We start from the raw sequence: 19,948 nt of genomic DNA, 5'->3' as shown, positions 1-19,948 counted from the left end.
GCATCAAGATGAGTACAATTTTTGAGATCAAAGAAAAGCTTTCATCCCAAGCGGGCTCGATTGCAGCCATGCTTCTTCCTCAAGGACGCAAACGCGGCAATGATTGGATTGTCGGCAGCACACGCGGTGAGGCTGGTCAAAGTTTATCGGTCTGCTTAAGTGGGCAGAAATCCGGTTTTTGGTATGATTTTGCAGAAGGGAGCGGTGGGGATCTTTTAGATCTTTGGTGTGCGGTGAAAGGGATTAGTCTTCCTCAAGCTTTAGAAGAAGCACGTGCATACCTTAATCTTTCTCGCCCTAAGCCCTTTATGGCGCCACGTCATCTTTATCGCCCTGCTCCTCTTCCCACGGGGGGAGAACCGAAACATTGGGTTAAAACCTATTTAGAGAAAGAGCGTCAGATTCCCTTAGACATTATCAAGCGTTACCGAATTCAAGAAAATGGCAAGAAGATTGTTTTTCCGTTTTATAAACCGGATGGCACACTTGCTCTGGTCAAAGAGCGCTTAGCGGAATCTGGTGCGAAAGCAAAACCCACAGCTTCTCAGTGTGAACCCATTTTATTTGGCTGGCAGGCTTTATGTGCCAAGAGTCGTGAAATTGTGATTACAGAGGGCGAAATTGATGCTCTTTCGTTAGCGGCCTATGGCTACCCAGCTGTTTCATTACCGTTTGGCGGGGGAAAAGGAGGCAAACACAATTGGATTGAAAATGAATTTGACCATTTAGAGTCTTTTGAGAAAATTTTTTTAGCCACAGATATGGACAAACCAGGAGAAGAAGCGGCTCTTGAGATTGCTCATCGTCTTGGGCGCCACCGTTGTTATCGTGTCCACCTTCCTCATAAAGATGCCAATGATTGTCTGCGTGCTGGTCTTGATGCAAAAACACTCGCAACAGCCTTTTCCCAAGCGCAAAATTTTACGCCAGAAGGGTTACACCGTGCCTCAGATTATAAAGACAAAATCATCCATCTCTTCTGGCCTACAGCTGAAGAGCATCAAGGATATACGGTTCCTTACCCGAAATTGAATGGCAAACTTTATTTTCGTCCATCGGAATTAACCCTGTGGAGTGGCGCCAGTGGAGCGGGCAAAAGCCAGCTTTTATCCGACTGTATTCCGCATTGGATTGCGCAAAAGAGCCGTCTTTGTTTAGCCTCCTTAGAAATGAAGGGAGAACAATCTTTGCGCCGTTTAACGAAACAAACGGGAGGCTTAGAACAGCCAACTCCCGAGATGATTGAGCGTATTTTACATTTTTTGGACAAGGGTCTTATTCTTTATGAACATGTCGGGAAATCAAATGTTGATGCCTTACTTGATGTTTTTGATTATTGCCGTGCAAAATATGGCTGCGATCAATTTATCATTGACAGTTTAATGCGTTTAGGGATCGCCTCAGACGATTATACAGGGCAAGAACAAGCGGTTTATAAATTAGTTGATTGGGCCATTTTAAATGCTGTTCATATTCACCTTGTCGCGCATGCCCGCAAAGGCGGTTTAGAGAAAGATATTCCTGGCACAGAAGACATTAAAGGAGCCTCAGAAATTGGCGCCAATGCCTTTAACATTATTACAATTTGGCGCAATCGTTCTTTAGAGGACAAGATTTTTGCCGCCCATCACCCAGAAGAAAAAGCACAATTATCAACACGCCCTGGTGTTATTATCAATATCGCCAAACAGCGTTCTGGCGATTTTGAAGGGAAAGTTGGTCTTTGGTTTGACTCCAAGACTTATCGCTATCGTTGTTCTTCTGACAATACGCCATGGCCACGCCGCTATATTGAGCGAGAACAAAAATATGCCACCTCTCCCAAGCCCATTCAACCTCACCCCTTGGCAACCAACACCATGCCAACCTCAACACCCCCTACCTCGGCTCTCTGTCAAGAATCTTCACTTCCTTCACAAGCCGTTCCATAAAAGCTTTTTTTTGATTCTTCAAAATGCTTTTTGATTCCAAAGAGACCTTCTGGTGAAGCCCATAAACGTATCTTTTTTAATTCAAAAACAAAATCTCCCTTAGGAGACCAGTTCTTCTCACAGAAAGTTTCAGATCTTAAAAACCTTTTACACATTCAATTCTTATTAAAAATGCATGCTTTTTGCTCTCAACAGCGCATTTTTACAATTCAAACAATGTTCATTTTTTGAAAAATAACAACACAAGCAATCCATTGGAGGGTATACATCATGTCACACCACGAGAAAATACTGACTTCTCATCACACCAAAACCCCGACACACTCTCTGTGTTCTTGCTCTTTGATTCAAAAGAAGAATTGTATCAATTCTGAAAAAAATCATTTTTCAACTAACTCAAAAAAGCAAGAGATCTGCATTGAGACCAGCAATCCCTATTTCCAAGCAACCGCACAAGAAAGTTCCAGTAATCCACGCACGATCTTTGCCACAATCAATGCACGCAACCATCCTATTGCTCTTTTATATGCGAAAGGCCATATCAGCAAAGCCCAATACAAAGCCTCAGAACGTTTTTATTTTTACTGGTCTCAAAGTCGTGGGGAAACATCCATGAGCCTTGACTACAGCCGACAAAAAGTCGACGGTGGTCATTGTTATACGAATAATATTGAACGCCAAATAGACGCTTCCAATCACTTAAAAGAAATAAAAACGCAGCTTGGGGTTTTAGGTTATTCCCTTGTTGAGCGCGTTATAGGATATGGTCAAGCGGTTAAAAATTTAAGCGCCTCCAAACGCAAACAGAATTCTCTTGCTGATCATTTACGAGATTGTCTTGATCTCATGGCCACCCATTGGGGATATTCCAATCATTAATCTCCTTCTGTGAGACTTTCCCTCTCCTCTTTCGTCTTTTTTGCCATTGTTATTTTTTCTATGGCATCAATTTCTCTTTCTCAACTCGAACTCTTCTCTCCCATGAGGCGATACTTATTTTTCGCCTCTTTCATTTTTTTGCATCCTATTCCCCCGTACTATGCTGTCACTGATATTCTTGTTTTTTCTGCTCTCAAGCATTCTCATGTCCTTGATCGCTTTTTTTTCACAACATTGATCGCATGAAAATCTGTTCAACAATCCTATGAATCATAAAAAACTTTCTCCCAACATAAGAACATACGAATCAATCGCAGGCATAAAATGCATAAACAAGTGCAGGCATAATCAAATGCAGGCATAAACAAGTGGTTTTCACTCAAATTTTTCGTGTACATTTTTCGTGTCAAGAATCAGACACTCTGCAATCTCAAGAAGGCCTCTTTCAATATCGTGTTATCAAAGAATCGAATCATAAACGATAATTCGTCTCTCTGACCTCACCAGCGCCAAGATCATCTCTGCTTATTGATGACCTCTGTTCAAAAATCCTTTTCTTCTTTTGCGAAGAACTTTTCAAAAGATTTGAGAATGGCTCCAAGATTTCACACATGCCCTCTTGCTTTACACACTTTCTTTCGCTCATTCTCAAGAATGAAACCAATGATATTATTATGTTTCAAGAAATCTTAAACAGTCATTATTTTTAGCAAAGAGACATAATTTTTAGCAAAGAGACATAAAAACACTCATATTAAAATACAAACTGATTAAAATACAAACTGACGGATGATAAAAAATCATATCATTCATTTTATAATTCACAATGAAATAAAAAATGACTTTCAATAAACCATCAATCCATAGTACTATAGCATAGTATTACAGTATAATATGATAGTTTTTACTGATTATTTTTGTTCATTTTATTTTTATTCTTACAAAGTTATTTTATAAAATACGTTCATTAAAATAAAAATATGTATTTCAAATCCTACATTAAATATAATTAATATTTCTCCATAGTATTGATACTATAAATACTGAGATTCAAAGTTTTTCTATTGAAAATTATGAATAGTTTTTCTTTCTTATAAGTGATTATTGAAAATAATTTGCAAGTAATACATTATTTTTATTATTTTTACTTATAGACATTTTAATTAAAATATAGTAAAAGCCATTTTGGATATTTATTGTGAAATAATAATAATAATATGGGAGTATCGCTATGAATATCAAACATTTTGTATTTTTACTTGCGATAACTTATAATTTACCTACGATAGGGCATGCTTATAGCCAAACGACAGAGATAAATGAAAGACCTATTGTTGCGACTGTTCACGGAGTCGGTCCGTACTGTAATGAAAAATTTCATGGTCTTTTACAGCCAATAAGTTTGTTTATCTCTCCACAAAAAGTTGGAAATATATGGGAAAAAGTGAAAAATGTTTATCTCCAAGGGGAAATTATACTCTCTGGGTTCTCTAAAATGGCGCATACTGTCATTGATTATATCGACGCTAGATTACAAACAAATAAAACAAATAAAACAAATGATACAAATGAAACATAAGATCTTTTAAATTCACAGATCGATTGCGTGAAGGCTCTATATCAATAGAGCCTTCATTTTTTAGACGCCTGCATTGGGTTATTTTCACCTTTATCGCGTTATACTTGAAGACAGTTTTAAAACTATTGGAGGTTTTTTCCGGCCATAGTTTTTATAATCTCCATTTCTTTAAAAGAAATATTATTCTGTTGAGACATCTCTCTTTTTTAAAGTCCAATCGTTTTCTTTCTAACTTTTGATTAGAAATGATGTCTTTCGTTATTTAGTTGGCATTATTTGATTGGCTCATTTTCTGTCAGTATAAAAGAATGTGCTTTCCACTTGTAGAAGATAAACCCCACAAGACAGCACACCGCCAATAAAAGACCAACAGTCCATGGATCATGTCCAGAGAGTTTTCCGATCACCGCTGCACTCAAGGCTGCACTTCCTAATTGTAAAGCGCCCATAACACCAGATGCTGCACCCGCTGCATGGGAATGGGATGCAATGGCCAACGCTGTTCCCAGCGGTAATAAAAACCCATTTCCAAAGGTGAGCACAGAAATCGCGATAACAGTTGTCACAGCCGGCCACGGGCTGACATACATTTGCAAAGCAAACAAGACGCCTCCCAGCATGAAAATCACATATCCATATTGTATGGTCTTTTCCATAGACTTTTGTTTGAGAAACCACCGCGCTGTTAAATTTCCCAAGACATAAGTTAAAGAAACTCCAATATAACTATATCCAATAAAGTGAACTGGCCACCCCAGAATTTTTAATAAAAAAGGAGATTCCACAATGTAAGCAAAATAAGTTGCATAAGCAAAACAGGGAATAAGTGCATAAAAGACAAACTGTTTATTATTCAGCACCTCTAGGCTGTTTTTCACAATCCCCATCAAAGAAAAAGGGTGTCGTTTGTGCCCAGGTAGAGTTTCAGTCAAAACAAAAGAACTCAACACAATGGTCCACAGGATAAAGAAACTTAAAAAGATAAAAGTCGCTTGCCAAGGAAAAGCGTTTAATAAAAGCCCTCCAATAAAGGGAGCAAGCGCTGGCGATGTCCCAACAAAGGGAAAAATCACTAAATAAAGCCTTGCGGCTGCTTTTTTATCAAGAGAATCATTAATCATAGCGCGACTTATCACGATCCCAGCACACGCTCCAAGACCTTGCAAAAAGCGTAAAAGAAGGAAAGAGTGACTATCGACTGTATAGAGGATACTGCAAGTCGCAAAGAGCCATATAAATAAACCCAAGAGCAGCGTTTTTTTTCGCCCAAAATTATCGCTCAAGGGTCCGTAAATCAGCTGTCCCAAAGCCATAGCGAATAAAAAAATTGCGATAGCATTTTGAATTTGCGATTCTGTGACATGATAATGCTGACGCATAGGATCCAGCGCTGGCAAAAAAATATCGGTAGAAATCAATCCCCCTATCGATAAACATATCATGGAGACGATAAAGAATAATGTTGGTTTATAAGACATGATGAAACAAATTTACTGCTGATTTAAAAGATTTATATTTGTTTTATAAGCAATGAGACTCGTCTTATTTTTAATAATCTTATTTATTCTATCTTTATACTTATTTATTCTATTTTTATACTTATCTTTAAACAGCTCAATGATTTTTTATGAGAGTTTTTCTTCATTTCATCTTTGTCCACTGTTTTTCTTCTTCATCTTTTTACATGTCACTTTCAACATTTCAGCCATTTCACACATCAAGAAAAACACAACACACTCAGCTCTCTCCCGCAACATTCTGCAAGGCATCTTTTCTGACTCTCGATGAAATTGCATTTTTTGATAGCGTGCCCACAACAATAAGAATAATTTTATATAAAAAGGATTATTATTTTCTCTTCCTTCTTTTGAAGAAAATGGGCTTGCATAGCAAACGATCAACGGGGTTTATCTCACTTTGAGTGATGCTTATTCAGAGTTTTTCAATTCATTGCTTTGTTTATTTTGTCCATGACTCAAAGTTTATTCTGTCAATGACTCCAAAATCCGATAAGGCCGACCAGCATGGTTCTTACCCCGATCATTAAACGGTTCTTACCCCGATCATTAATAAGACCATTTGCGCATTGTTAACTTTAACAAAACCAGAGCCTACAAAACCAATAAAGACATGGCTCTCCCTCTGTCTAGAACTTTTTTATGATGACAAGAATCACAAGAGTGCACTCATTCAATCTATCTAGAGCAAACTTATTGAGTCTCTCTGAGTCACTTCATTGATGATATTCACAATGGGCGATAATATTCACGATGGAAAATAAAGTGGTGCGGGTGGTCGGACTCGAACCGACACTCCTCTCGGAACCAGATTTTGAGTCTGGCGCGTCTACCAGTTCCACCACACCCGCACATACTCTCTAAAACACAGATGGAGCCTTTTTGAATTTTTATTTTTCTCTGCAGTATATGAAGAAGAATAAATCGTCAACCGTGTACTTTTGTTTTTTAAAAAATTCGCATTATTTTTACTCTTTTCCATTTAGCTAGTAAATCTTTACACTCTTGCTCTCTCTACTCTATGGAATCATAGTCATGACATGGAATACATTAAAGCTTTGGGTTGCTTCTGTAGCACACCGGCAAAATGCGCCTCGCTGGCTTGGATTTATTGCTTTTATTGAAAGCTCTTTTTTTCCAATTCCCGTTGATCTTATATATATTCCAATGACTCTCCTTCGACCTCAGAAAGCGTATCATTATGCTTTTATTGCGACCCTATTCTCGGTTCTAGGAGGAATTTTTGGGTGGTTTATTGGTCACTTTGCTTATGATGCTCTTGCCAAACCAATTTTAGAGTTTTATGATAAATATGAGAGTTTTCAAGCGCTTAAAAACAACTCCACATTGGAACTTCTCATCATTTTATTGCTGATTTCAGGTTTCTCACACATTCCGCCCATTAAAATTGTGACAATTCTATCAGGCGTTATGGGTGTTAATCTTGGCATTTTTGTAATACTGTGCGCTGTTTCAAGAGGAGCACGTTTTTATCTTCTTGCTTGGCTTATTCGACGCTTTGGTCATCAAACGATAGATTTTCTTTCTCGTCATCTCAAATGGGTAATTCTCATTGGATGTGTTGTTTTGTTATTGATTTATGGACTATACATTATTCTTTTGCAAAGAAGTTTTTTTCTTTAAGGAATACGACATATCATGACTGGCTTTTTACCTTTTCATCATTGGCTGCGTAAACACTTATTCGAAGAACAAAACAACAAAGAACAAAGCCTATGGGCTTTTTTCTTAGCTTTTTTTCTCTCGATCACCATAGGTTTAGCACTTGGTTTGGAATATATTGGTGGTTATCTTCCTTGTCATTTATGTTTAATTGAACGTTTTCCTTATTATAGCGCTATCCCTCTCTTAATTTTAGCAGGCTTTTTGTCATGGGTTTCTAAGGTATCTTCTTGGACACGCTTTTTATTTTTGTGTGTTTTTCTCCTCATGATCAGCAGTCTTATCTTAGCGATCTATCATACAGGTGTTGAATCTCACCTTTGGTCTGCTCCTTCCAGCTGTGAAATCAGTTCAAGCAGGCTCATCACAAAGAGCACTCAGCTTCTAGATCAGCTCAACCAAACTTTTCGTCCTTCGTGTTCTGAAGCCCCAACCCGCTTTCTTTTCCTTTCATTAGCAAACTGGAATATGATTGCGAGCTTTTTTTTCACACTGATCAGTCTGTATATGGTTTCAAAAGGATTTTTTGCACATCGGAACACAACACAAACAGGACAATGAAAAAACTCTTCCGTTTACTTTTTTTCATTTTCTTTAAATTTTTTTATTAACACTCCTCCTTCACCCCATCATCGTCTCTCCATGATGATCCCTTTGCCCCTTCAATCTAAAATGAACGGGCTTATTGTTTCTTTTCAGCAAAGTTTTTGCTAAAAAAATAACTCCTTTATTGCTTTAACCCTCTGTACTTATTGAAAATATTTTGATAAAACTTTTTTTCGAAGTAACCATGGAAATCAATGAGGGGCTTGATATAGATGAGAGATCTGCTATGCCCGATGATAAAAATAAAGTACCTCCACTTTCAACGCCAACTTCTTTCGATATAACACATCTCGAAGAACCGCAGCACCCTATGGAACATGATCATGCAGCTTGGCGTGAGCATCATAAATATGTGGGAGATCTTAACGACCCTTACGTTAAACCGCCTCGGATAAAGCCACGCATTCGGTCAGCGCCACGTATTAGGCAAGTTTTTTGGTGTGATTTTCCTCATGATGCAATATTACCTGAATTTTGGAAAAAACGTCCTGTTTTAATTCTTTCTAAATGTGCAAGGTTGCATGGCAATGTGACTGTTTTACCCTTTACAACAAAGTCACAACCCAGTAATCCAGCGGCTTACCCACTGCAATCTCCTATTGAAAATAAAAAATCGTGGATTATCTGCAATTATGTCACAACAGTTTCAGTGAGCCGTTTAAGTGCCTCGCATTATGTTCCACGATTGCCCAAAGAAGATTTTGATAAAGTCGTGGCGATTATGCATAAATATTTACCCCGTTTGCATCACTGACTAAAAAAACCTGACTAAAAAACCCATTGACTTTTAAAAAAAATGAGACTATATAGAAGGTATCTACGGCATTAGAAATAATGGCCGCTTCCCCGAAAGGGGAGATAGGAACGGAGGAGTAGGTAACTACTCCTTTCGTCGTTTTTGTGTAAAGAAACTCTTCCTTTTATTTTCCCACAGTGTTTTTATTTTCTCAGAATGAAGTTTCTCTCGATGCTTCTTTTTTCTTTTTAATCAAAGATAAATAACCTCCCACTTTTAGGAAAGCACAATCAAAGGATTATTTTTCCTTTTTCAGAATTTTTTTCTCTCTTTTCAGATCAATGATCTTTCCCCTTTTTCGATCCATTTTCACGCTTGATGAGGAACCTTTCTGAGAGAACACTGTTTCTTGCTCAGAACATGTATTTTGAGACTGTTCTTTTTTTGTGTATCAAACTTTTAATAAATTGTGAATTGACTTTCATGTTTTTCATTTTATATTTTAGAATTATTCTAAATTATTCCTTAGAATTATTCTAAGTTATAAGGAACCGACTCATGTTAACCTCCTTCTTTTCATTCATACAGCGCAAAAATTTTTCTTCTTGCTCAGCGCAAGAAATCATCACTCGCGCTCTTAAATCGAAAGAAGCGCGTGCAGCATTTTATTTAAAAACAGCTAAGGCTTTACAGCCTCATTGTCCTAATCAAGCCGCAGTTTTTACAGCCATGAGCAGCCAAGAGCTTGAGAATTATCAACAACTTCTTAATTTCTCTTGCGAAGGATGTGTAAAGCATGGGCCTTCACTTGAAGATCCATTTCCTTTTTTAGATGACACATCCGCCATTCAAAATACTCATCATACAGAGAATGTGAATGAAACCACACAAGAGCAAAAACAAAAGCAAACACTTTTAACATGGATTCAACCGGGTCTTGCGGGGTTAATGGATGGCTCTGTCTCTACTCTTGCTCCCATTTTTGCGGCAGCTTTTGCAACGGGAGACACACATCAAACCTTTATGATTGGTTTGTCTGCTTCAATTGGAGCGGGTCTTTCAATGGGGTTCACAGAAGCCGCCCATGACGATGGCGTTTTATCAGGGCGTGGCTCTCCCATTAAAAGAGGCATTGCCAGCGGTATCATGACAACGCTGGGGGGGATGGGGCATACACTCCCTTATTTAATCAATTCTTTTTCCTTGGCCACACTCATTGCATTTCTTATTGTATTTTTTGAGCTTGGCGCCATTGTTTGGATTCAGAATAAATTCATGTCTACCCCTTTTTGGCGTGCTTCTCTCCAGGTCCTTATTGGCGGAGCTTTGGTTTTTGCTACGGGTGTTTTGATAGGCAACATATAAAGCAACAAGAGAGTTTTTACATCAAGAAGCTATAATCCCAACAAGCTGTCATCCAAGCTGTCATCCAAGCTGTCATCCTTGTATTCTGTAGAAATAAGGCTCATTCCTTTGTTTTGTGCACCAGCCTTTTGAAGGTTCAGAGAGATCAAACAGGATGATAAAAGCTTATCAGAAACACCGCTCTCCAATAAAGAAGGATAGCCAGTGGTACAACAACCAAAGAGAGACAAGAACAAAACTGAGGGAAATAAAGGAGACATTCCTCTCTTTTTCATCAATTTTCTTTAAGACAAAGAACTTTTTATTGCATTTTTTATGGTGTTTTTTAAACATAAAACCGTGTGTGGATTCAGAATAAATTCATATCCACACCTTTTTGGCGTGCTTTTCTTCAAGGGTTTATGGGTGACAATTTAATTGTGCCGCAAGCATTTGCGTTTCAAAATAATAAAAAAAATTCTTCCATCAATACACCTTAATCATTGTGTTGTGTAAACATAAGACATGAATGAGTCTTGTCTGAACAAAGAACCTTATTTGAATGAGTCTTGTCTTGCCCCAAAGCCTTTGTTAAAAGCATCTATCAATTTTATTTCTGAAAGCGCCGTATTATGTCCTATACTCAACAGAATTCTCCTCTGGATCACCCGCAGAGCACGCTCTCAAAGAGCGTCACTTTACCCATAGAACGTCTTGAACATGGACAAGGTTTAGACCTTCCCCACTATGCCACAGAAGGATCTTCTGGTCTTGATATACGCGCAGCGCTCAATGAAGGGGAATCGCTTGTTCTTGCACCTGGGCAACGCGCGCTTATTCCCACAGGTTTAATTTTTCACCTTTCACGCGGCTACGAAGCACAAATACGCCCCCGTTCTGGCTTAGCTCTTAAACATGGCATTACCTGCCTCAACACACCAGGAACCATTGACAGTGACTACCGTGGTGAAGTGAAAGTTCTTCTCATCAATTTAGGACAAGAAGATTTCACGATTGAGCGTGGCATGCGCATTGCCCAAGTTGTTATTGCACCTGTTGTTCGCGTTGCTCTTTGCGAAAAGGGATCAGACCAAGAAAAGACCTCCTCCCCAGAGACCTCTTCCATGCCGCATAATACCAAGGATCGCGGTGATGGGGGTTTTGGTTCAACAGGAAACTATTAACGTCCGATAGAATTAGCGCTTTTCCATAATATTTTTAAAAATTATGGGAAAGAGAACGGAATATCGACAGAAAAAGGTGCCACAGGTGTGGGGGGATGCGTTGTTGTGTTTGTGGCACCATCAGTTCCCCGATGGAAGGTACTTCCTTCAGAATGATCTCCCCTCTCTACAGAGCCATTCTTTCCATTGTCATTGCCTCTATTTTCAGTTTTATCATGTGTATTTCTGTCTGTCGTTTTATGAGGTGCCTTTTGCAACCCAACAAAACCAACTTTTGTATATCCAGCGGTTTGTAGTTTATTGAGCACATTAACAATGGAGCCATAATTGACATCTGTATCTGCTTGAATCAAAATTTTTGTTTCTAAATTGTGTTTTGTTTCCTGTACCAAAATCTCAATAAAATTGGTTTCATTGACAAAATGATCTCCAATATAAAGAGTGTCATCTTTCTGCACAGTAATAAAGAGAGGTTGATCCACTTGAGGAGTTGGTGCTTGCGTTATTGACGGTAATTGTACAGGAATACTGGATGTCGCTAAAGGCGCAGCAACCATAAAGACAATCAATAAAACCAAAACAACATCGATAAAAGGGGTTACATTGATATCATGCTGTAACCCAAAATCCTCTGTATTCCACTCATCATTAAAATTTGTTTTCATTATTTTCGGCTTTTTTGCTGTCTTTGCCTATCTAATTCACGACTTAAAAGTCTTTCAATTGCAGCAGCAATATCTCCCAAATCCTTCCGATAACTATTGAGGGCGCGAGATAAACCATTATACATAATCACAGCGGGAATAGCGACAAAAAGTCCTACAGCCGTAGCCAGTAAGGCCTCAGCAATCCCTGGAGCCACAACATCCAACCGTGTTGTTTGTGATTGAGCAATGCCAATAAAAGCATTCATAATTCCCCACACTGTTGCAAAAAGCCCGACAAAAGGGGCAATAGACCCAACAGTCGCAAGAATGGCACTGCCACACGAGATACGTTGCATCACAGACAGCAAACAGCGTGACAAAATCGAATGCACCCGTTGTTTTACGCCTTCATTGATTGTTCGTAAAAAATCATCCTGTTGAATAAAATCCTCACCGTACGCAACGTTATGATCAGAGCTTTTTTCTTCATTTGTCTTGTCACTGGGCTCCTCGGTTTCAATGAGACTCATCCGCTGTGTCGACAAGTAAACTTCTTTCAGTGTTTCTTTCAAAAAGAGCATGCCTACCCCTTTTTGATCTTTCAAACTTGCCGCCAAACGAGAGAGCGTTTGAGCATTCAAAGCTACATGCAATTCATAACGTGCTTTTCGTTTGGCCAATACAATTTCAATAATTTTAACAAAAGAAATTGTCCAAGACAGAATAGAAGTGAGCAATAAAGTAATGATTACACATTTAACAACCCAATCAGCATCCATAAACATCGAAAAAGGGGAAAGATTATGGGTCAGAAACGGAGAAGAATTTGTTTCTAAAGATGCTGTTTCAGTTTCCATATTCATCTTATATTTATACCCCTTTCCTTCACACAATTCTGCTGATCATTTTTTATCATTTTCTTAAGGTGATGTTTCATAACGGTATTGTGTGTCAAATTTAAGGAATACCTTATGGCAACAAAAGGCACGTAAAAAGAGAAAAACATTTGAGCAATCTTCTCACAGACACACTCTCTGAATTGATCATAAAACAGTGTTTTTATTTTCGTTTATTGTTTTCTTTTCTTTCTCTTTTTCAAAGATATTTTATCCATCTTTCTTTTTTTCATAAAACATCTTTTCTTGTCTCTGGAATAAAAATTTCTTTCCCTTTATCCGCAGAAAACGGATCGAACCGATTTTTTTTGCAAAAAAATAAAAAGATGGAACCAAGAAGCTTATGCAACGTTATCCGCACTATAAATATTCAAAAATTTTTACTCTAAAGCAAATGCGTCCATAAAATACAACACTCAAAAAAAGAGAGAATAATCATCATGGCAAACAATAAAATGGCAGGAAATAAAGAAATGGGAAAAGAAAAAGAGCTCCAAACACAATTGAAACAATTGCGCGGTGAAATTGCAGACATTACTTCAAGCTTGAGTGACCTTGGTGCAAATAAATTAAACGACACAAAACACAAAGCTGAAAAACTTTATCATTCCGCAAAAGACAATGGTGAAGAAATCATCTCTCAAGCAAAAGACAAGATCAATGATTTTGAACACTATATGAACCACTGCATCCATAAGAATCCAGGGAAAAGCGTTCTATTTGCAGCGGGTGTTGGTTTTATTCTTGCTCAATTGTTGCGTCGTTAATTCATGTATAACTTCGTTGCACCTCTCATGAGCTATTTTGTTGGCGGTGGGATCAAAAACACCGTCAAAAAAATTCAAACTCAAATGATTTTTTGCATCATGATTGGGATTTCATTGTTTATGGCTCTGATATTTTTAAACATTATAGGTTTTATTGCTCTTTGTTTTGTGATGTCTCCTCTTGCTGCAGCCGGAACTCTTTTTGTCATTTGGCTTTTTATTGCAGGATTCAGCATTTTTTTGGGACGTCTTTTTAAAACCTACCAACAATACAAACACAAAAAGCAGTTAAAAGAACGCAATCATGAATTGATAGCCGCATCAACCGTATCCGGTCTTGCACTTTTAAGTCAATATCTGCCTCTTGCTAAACTAGGTGTACCAGCCCTTGGGCTTGCGGCTTATCTTTTATGGCAAAAAGACAAAAAAGGCTCTTCTTAAAAGGCATGCTTTAAACACAAATTTGAGCTCCCCCCCAAGGTGCTTCTCTCTGAGAGAGAAGCACTTTTCTCTTCATGAAAGAGAGAGACAGGATCCCTTGAAAATCTGTATTTTTTTTAATCGATATTTTGCTTAAAGATTATTATTGCGTGCAATAACATCCACCATATCGGTAACAATCGCTTCAATTACTCTTTCATCATCCCCTTCTGCCATAACACGGATTAGCGGTTCCGTTCCAGAAGGACGAATAACCAATCGAGCATTTTGTCCCAAGCGTTGTGTTGCTTTATCGATTGCTGTTTTTATTTCAGATTTCTGTAAAACATTTTTATCTTTAATTTTTATATTTTTTGAAACCTGCGGTACAAACTCAAAACGCTGACACAACTCGCTCATAGACTGTTGACTTTCCTGCATACAAGCCAAGATCTGTAATGCAGCCACAAGACCATCCCCTGTTGTGCAAAAATCACTCAAAACAATGTGTCCCGAAGCTTCCCCGCCAACATTGTAGCCTTTTTTACGCATTGTATCAACGACATAGCGATCTCCAACCTTGGTTCGAATGAGATCCAAGCCTTTACTCATTAAAAAACGCTCAAGCCCCAAGTTCGACATGATTGTCGCAACAACACCGTTTTGTTGTAACCGTTCATTTTTGTGCCAATGCTCAGCAATAACTGCAATCAACTGATCTCCATCAATTGTTTGCGCTTTTTCATCCACCATTAAAACGCGGTCTCCATCGCCATCAAGAGCAATTCCCACATCAGCCCGCACTTCATGCACTTTCTTTTTTAAAGAATCGAGATCGGTTGACCCACATTTTTGATTAATATTAAAACCATTTGGTTCATCATTGATCGCAAAAACCTCTGCTCCCAGTTCCCATAAAGCGCGAGGCGCGGCTTTATAAGCAGCGCCATTGGCACAATCAACCACAATCCGTAAATCATCCAACCTTACATCCCGCGGTAAAGTTCGTTTTGCATATTCAATATAACGGTAGATATCGCCTTCAACCCGTTTTGCACATCCAATTTCTCTAGAACCCGCTAAAGATTTCGATAAATCCGTGTCAATTAACTGTTCAATTTTTTGTTCTATTTCATCAGATAATTTAAATCCATCGGCTCCAAAAAGCTTAATCCCATTATCATAAAAAGGATTATGCGAAGCAGAAATCATCACTCCAATATCCGCACGTAATGAACGACATAACATCGCCACTGCAGGTGTAGGGACAGGCCCCAATAAAAAAGCATCCATTCCGGCAGCAGTAAATCCTGCAACCAAAGCATTTTCTAACATATATCCAGACAAACGTGTGTCTTTTCCGATAACAACACGATGCGATTGATGGTGTGATCGAAATAAAATTCCAACCGCCATTCCAACTTTCATGGCAAAATCTGGCGTCATGGGAAAAAAATTAGCTTTCCCTCGAATTCCATCTGTCCCGAAATATTTTCGCGCCATCTTTTTTCCTTTGTCCACGCACTTTTTTCTTCACAGTCTCTTCAGACTAGAATTCGATTCTATTTTTCTTTTGAAATCATCAAATTAAACAATAAAAACGCTCACTTAAAAATCCACGTTTCCACCTCAGAAAATTTTTCAATTTTATTGATGCAAAACCTGTTGCTTACTCTCTTTTTGGTAGGACAACACACTATTTTGATCACTATGGGGAACATTATTCACTCGAATAGCATCAAATATATCTCTAAAAAAAATCTTAACAGAATTTTTGAGTTTTCTCTTTTCAATTTTTTTACAGATTTCTTCAGATCTTCTTTTTCATTTTATAGAGACTTAAACGAATTGCCACACACTCACTTTATCTTCTTGTTTGATCCTTTTGCAGCATCACAAGACAATAGTTTTGTCTTCTTTTGGAGTTTTTTCTTCTTTTGGTTGAGACGCACTTTTTGCGTCTCAACGTCTTTACTTTGTCTAGAGTTTATTTCCTCTTAAAAACATCCATTTATTGATCTTCATTTTTATTTTTGATGTCTTTTAAGTATCCTTAGTCTTCGCAGCTTTGGATTTGGTTTTTTTCGCTTTAACCGCATCGCTTTTGGCTTCTCCAGAGTTTTTCCCCGTCGACGGATCTTCTTTAAGCTGAGTTTCCTCAAGCTCAGTACTTTCAGACTTTGTCTTACTCGATTTTTCTGTCTCTTTCCCCGTTTTTGCTGTTATTTTAGGGACAGCAGATGTCCGTGGAGGTTCATTAACATTCCCTTGTGTTCGTGAAGGCGATTTTCCAGCAATCACCTCGTTAATTTCTGCACCAGTTAATGTTTCATATTCCAACAAACCTTGAGCCAAAGCGAACCATTGCTTTTCTTTTGTTTTCAAAATTTTTGTTGCACTTTTATAGGCATCATCAATCAGCTTCCGTACTTCAGAATCAATCATCCGTGCTGTTTCTTCAGAAACATTTTGCGTTCTGGCAACGGTATGTCCTAAAAAAACTTCATCCTGATTATCTCCATAAGCAACATTTCCTAGCAGATCAGAAAACCCCCATCGTGTAATCATAGCCCGTGCTAATTTTGTTGCTTGTTCAATATCGGACGCCGCACCCGACGTAATATTTTCCTTTCCAAATTTCAATTCTTCCGCCACTCTTCCTCCCATCATAATGGCCAGACGTGAAATCATCCACCGATAACTCATGGAATAGCGGTCTCCCTCAGGCAATTGCATCACCATCCCTAAAGCTCTTCCTCTTGGAACAATGGTTGCCTTATGAACAGGATCGGCCACAGGAACATTGAGAGCAACAATAGCATGCCCTGCTTCGTGATAGGCTGTCAGCTCTTTTTCTTCTTGCGTCATAGCCGTTGATCGCCGTTCAGCTCCCATCATCACTTTATCTTTTGCATCTTCGAACTCTTGCATTGTCACCACTCTTTTATTGCGGCTTGCAGCCATTAAAGCGGCTTCATTCACAAGGTTCATCAGATCTGCACCAGAGAATCCTGGAGTTCCTCTAGCCAAAACTTTCAAATCCACATTTGGTGCTAAAGGCACATTCCGCACATGAACTTTTAAAATTTGTTCCCGTCCAGAAACATCAGGATTTGGCACAACAACTTGTCGGTCAAATCGCCCTGGTCTTAATAAAGCAGGATCAAGCACATCGGGACGGTTTGTTGCAGCAATCAGAATGATGCTTTCATTGGGTTCAAAACCATCCATTTCAACCAGCAACTGATTTAATGTCTGTTCTCGTTCATCATTTCCACCGCCCAAACCGGCTCCACGATGACGTCCCACTGCATCAATTTCATCAATAAAGATGATACAAGGTGCATTTTTTTTAGCCTGATCAAACATATCCCGAACACGGCTTGCCCCTACACCCACAAACATTTCCACAAAGTCTGATCCTGAAATTGTGAAGAATGGGACATTGGCTTCTCCTGCTACAGAGCGTGCAAGCAAGGTTTTCCCAGTTCCAGGAGGACCAACGAGTAAAACACCGCGTGGAATACGTCCTCCTAAACGCTGAAATTTTTGCGGATCGCGTAAAAATTCGACAATTTCTTGGAGATCTTGTTTCGCTTCTTCAACACCTGCGACATCTTGAAACGTGACACGCCCCTGCGCTTCATTCAGTAATTTTGCTTTTGATTTACCAAACCCCATGGCCCCACGGGATCCATTTTGCATTTGCCGCATAAAGAAGATCCAGGCACCCACAATAATAATCACAGGAAGTAACGAAAACAATAGATTGAGAAAGATGTTATTTCCAGAACTTTCAGGAACAGCCTTCACATTAACCTTTTTATTTTCTAGCTTTTGCACCAAACTCGGATCTCTTGGTGCATAAGTTGAAACAACTTTACGATCTGTGGTCTGTCCTGTTAACCGTTGCCCCTGAATAGTGACAGAATAAAGTTCATTATTTTCAACTTTCTGTAAAAATTCAGAATAAGAAAGCTCACCCGTTCCCGCACGCTGGTTCCCTCCATTAAAGAGAGAAAATGAAACAATGAGAATTAAAGCGATAATCCCCCAAATAAAAAGGGAGCGATAATTGGAATTCATATTAGGTCCACTTAAATCAGATATAATTTCTTAAAGAGTTATTCTTTAACATATAACCTTGTCTCCGCCTTGCCAAGATATGACAAGATGTTTATCACCTTTTAGAACGATTTTCTTCATCTTTTCTCCTTGATATTAAAATATTCTCTTTTAAATTCTAAAAAAAGGCCAAATAACATGAACAATTGCAGCATCTTCTTGCGATAATAACCAATTAAAGGGTGCCATGATGCGCGTGATAGCGATTTCATGGTGCGCAGAGGATAGATCTGTAAGCTCTGGAATAATGATCTTTGTTTCCTTTGAAATCATCAGAAGAGTTTGCAAAGAAGGAAAGTGAGGACGCTCTAAACTCACTATGCCATTATCAAGAAAATATTTCAAGTGCTCAAGATCTGCTGCCCCGACCTTGATTGCTTGTTTTTCATGATTGGTCACTTGATAGCGCCCATCCCATACAAGTGTCTCACCTGGTGCAATTGTCTCTTCTTTCAGATTTCGAAATTCACGCCAAAAAGAAATGCCCTTTTGACTATATTCAATGACAGATCCTCCCAGAGTCAACCGTTGTTTTTCTGGATATTGCAAACATAATTTTTGACCGAGATTCATTAATTTTTGATAAGAAAGCAAATAAGAGCGTCCTCCCATCAAGACGGCAAATAATCCCACAACAAAGGAGAAATATGGATGTTTGTATAAGCAGGGAGCAGGATTTTTTATAAAACAACGCCCATATTTAACAGAAATATCTAATGCTAAAATTAAATCCGCAATCTTTTGTGCTTGCTGGCGCCGTTTAAGCGTCGCTTCATTGATCTTTCCAGCAATGGTCATCAACTGCTCAGAAGGAATAGAATGCCGCACACGCACCCGTTCAAAATTCATATCTTCATTTGTTGGATCCTCAATCCACGTTTTTCCTTTTAATGATAAATAAGAACGCAATGTTGCGCGTCTGACACCAAGTAATGGACGGATCAAACGCACCTTTTGGCATAGTAATGACTCCCGTGGCATACAAGACAATCCTCGTCTCCACTCTAATTGATCGTTTTCCACACCCGTATCTGGTTGAAGAGTCAATTTTTCTTCTACTTTTTCTGTACTTTTTTTGTGCTTAATTTTTTGTTTTTTTTGAACCCGTTGACTGCGCATTTGATAAGTTTCAACCTGATCATTCAGTGTATGGCCTGTCATAATCAGCGTTGCGCCCTGTTTTTGAGCTTCTTTAAACAAAAGATCATAGCGGGCAATGCGGGCCTTTTCAGAAATATTTGTTTTCGGTTTTTCACCTTCCCACCGCACAATAATATGTTTCATCTGATAAGCATGGCAGATTTCTGCAACGTATTCTGCTTCACGCGCTGATTCTTGACGCAATTGATGATCCACTGTCACCACAATGACCTCAGGAGGAGCCGACAGCGTTTTCAAATGATCCCGAACCAGAAATAATAAAGCAAGCGAATCACCGCCCCCAGAAACAGCAAGAAGCAGCTTCTGACATTCAGAAAAATCGGACTTTTTAAAAAGATTCTCTGCTAATTGAATAGGCACTGAGAAAGTTTCTGCTCCTCATTTAAATCGTTTATCAAAAACATCTTCCCTTGAAAAAGGAAAAAACTGGGATATTCACTTTTCTGTAACGTGCTGACCTGTGTCTGTAAATA

The 19,948-nt window shown here is 38.6% G+C and carries 17 protein-coding genes and 1 tRNA gene; 10 read left to right on the top strand and 8 right to left on the bottom strand.

The window, feature by feature from the left end; genetic code table 11:
• Positions 1-8 precede the first annotated feature (8 nt).
• From NPY00_RS05280 to NPY00_RS05270, 3 genes are all read left to right on the top strand, one after another.
• Entirely contained in the window at positions 9-1,931 is a 1,923-nt protein-coding gene (locus NPY00_RS05280; protein ID WP_269021029.1) for a toprim domain-containing protein, read from the top strand.
• Between the two features lie 270 nt (positions 1,932-2,201).
• Positions 2,202-2,810, top strand: coding sequence for a hypothetical protein (locus NPY00_RS05275; RefSeq protein WP_442864033.1), 609 nt, complete (start codon positions 2,202-2,204; stop codon positions 2,808-2,810).
• A 1,231-nt stretch (positions 2,811-4,041) separates the two neighbouring features.
• The gene (locus NPY00_RS05270) at positions 4,042-4,389 is read left to right on the top strand and encodes a hypothetical protein (protein ID WP_269021028.1); all 348 of its coding nucleotides are present in this window, start codon (positions 4,042-4,044) and stop codon (positions 4,387-4,389) included.
• A gap of 272 nt (positions 4,390-4,661) precedes the next feature.
• Here the strand turns inward: NPY00_RS05270 and NPY00_RS05265 are convergent, their stop codons facing one another.
• Together NPY00_RS05265 and NPY00_RS05260 are read right to left on the bottom strand one after the other, a co-directional pair.
• Entirely contained in the window at positions 4,662-5,867 is a 1,206-nt protein-coding gene (locus NPY00_RS05265) for a multidrug effflux MFS transporter (RefSeq protein WP_269021027.1), read from the bottom strand.
• An 805-nt stretch (positions 5,868-6,672) separates the two neighbouring features.
• Positions 6,673-6,757, bottom strand: a tRNA-Leu gene (locus NPY00_RS05260).
• 184 nt (positions 6,758-6,941) lie between these two features.
• On the opposite strand from NPY00_RS05260, the gene NPY00_RS05255 reads away from it, so the two are divergent.
• The 4 genes from NPY00_RS05255 (at position 6,942) to NPY00_RS05240 (ending at position 10,296) form a co-directional block, all read left to right on the top strand.
• Entirely contained in the window at positions 6,942-7,550 is a 609-nt protein-coding gene (locus NPY00_RS05255) for a YqaA family protein (RefSeq protein WP_269021026.1), read from the top strand.
• A gap of 15 nt (positions 7,551-7,565) precedes the next feature.
• On the top strand, positions 7,566-8,150 hold the full coding sequence (locus NPY00_RS05250) for a disulfide bond formation protein B (RefSeq protein WP_269021025.1): 585 nt from the start codon (positions 7,566-7,568) through the stop codon (positions 8,148-8,150).
• A gap of 271 nt (positions 8,151-8,421) precedes the next feature.
• Complete coding sequence (locus tag NPY00_RS05245; protein WP_269021074.1) at positions 8,422-8,949, top strand: type II toxin-antitoxin system PemK/MazF family toxin; 528 nt, start codon at positions 8,422-8,424, stop codon at positions 8,947-8,949.
• Positions 8,950-9,489: 540 nt separating this feature from the next.
• Positions 9,490-10,296: a VIT1/CCC1 transporter family protein gene (locus tag NPY00_RS05240; RefSeq protein ID WP_269021024.1), complete on the top strand. Its 807-nt coding sequence runs from the start codon at positions 9,490-9,492 to the stop codon at positions 10,294-10,296.
• Between the two features lie 29 nt (positions 10,297-10,325).
• Here the strand turns inward: NPY00_RS05240 and NPY00_RS05235 are convergent, their stop codons facing one another.
• Positions 10,326-10,571, bottom strand: a complete 246-nt coding sequence (locus NPY00_RS05235) for a hypothetical protein (protein WP_269021023.1) — start codon at positions 10,569-10,571, stop codon at positions 10,326-10,328.
• 336 nt (positions 10,572-10,907) lie between these two features.
• On the opposite strand from NPY00_RS05235, the gene dut reads away from it, so the two are divergent.
• The gene (gene dut, locus NPY00_RS05230; RefSeq protein WP_269021022.1) at positions 10,908-11,459 is read left to right on the top strand and encodes a dUTP diphosphatase; all 552 of its coding nucleotides are present in this window, start codon (positions 10,908-10,910) and stop codon (positions 11,457-11,459) included.
• A gap of 41 nt (positions 11,460-11,500) precedes the next feature.
• On the opposite strand, the gene NPY00_RS05225 is transcribed toward dut, so the two are convergent.
• Positions 11,501-12,124: a biopolymer transporter ExbD gene (locus NPY00_RS05225; RefSeq protein ID WP_269021021.1), complete on the bottom strand. Its 624-nt coding sequence runs from the start codon at positions 12,122-12,124 to the stop codon at positions 11,501-11,503.
• Positions 12,124-12,963 (bottom strand): MotA/TolQ/ExbB proton channel family protein, encoded by an 840-nt coding sequence (locus NPY00_RS05220; protein WP_269021073.1) that lies wholly within the window; start codon positions 12,961-12,963, stop codon positions 12,124-12,126. The genes NPY00_RS05225 and NPY00_RS05220 overlap by 1 nt, the downstream gene beginning before the upstream one ends.
• Positions 12,964-13,442: 479 nt before the next feature.
• On the opposite strand from NPY00_RS05220, the gene NPY00_RS05215 reads away from it, so the two are divergent.
• The gene (locus NPY00_RS05215) at positions 13,443-13,769 is read left to right on the top strand and encodes a DUF883 family protein (RefSeq protein WP_269021020.1); all 327 of its coding nucleotides are present in this window, start codon (positions 13,443-13,445) and stop codon (positions 13,767-13,769) included.
• A 120-nt stretch (positions 13,770-13,889) separates the two neighbouring features.
• Positions 13,890-14,210: a hypothetical protein gene (locus NPY00_RS05210; RefSeq protein WP_329957999.1), complete on the top strand. Its 321-nt coding sequence runs from the start codon at positions 13,890-13,892 to the stop codon at positions 14,208-14,210.
• 132 nt (positions 14,211-14,342) lie between these two features.
• On the opposite strand, the gene glmM is transcribed toward NPY00_RS05210, so the two are convergent.
• From glmM to tilS, 3 genes are all read right to left on the bottom strand, one after another.
• Complete coding sequence (glmM, locus tag NPY00_RS05205) at positions 14,343-15,692, bottom strand: phosphoglucosamine mutase (protein WP_269021018.1); 1,350 nt, start codon at positions 15,690-15,692, stop codon at positions 14,343-14,345.
• Positions 15,693-16,232: 540 nt separating this feature from the next.
• Positions 16,233-18,275: an ATP-dependent zinc metalloprotease FtsH gene (gene ftsH / locus NPY00_RS05200; protein WP_269021017.1), complete on the bottom strand. Its 2,043-nt coding sequence runs from the start codon at positions 18,273-18,275 to the stop codon at positions 16,233-16,235.
• Positions 18,276-18,425: 150 nt separating this feature from the next.
• Positions 18,426-19,835: a tRNA lysidine(34) synthetase TilS gene (tilS, locus tag NPY00_RS05195; protein ID WP_269021016.1), complete on the bottom strand. Its 1,410-nt coding sequence runs from the start codon at positions 19,833-19,835 to the stop codon at positions 18,426-18,428.
• Positions 19,836-19,948: the final 113 nt, after the last annotated feature.

It is taken from the genome of Bartonella sp. F02, assembly GCF_026929975.1.
Classification (GTDB): domain Bacteria; phylum Pseudomonadota; class Alphaproteobacteria; order Rhizobiales; family Rhizobiaceae; genus Bartonella.
Note: the sequence above shows the minus strand (reverse complement) of the source record. Positions and strands in the feature narration are given on the sequence as shown.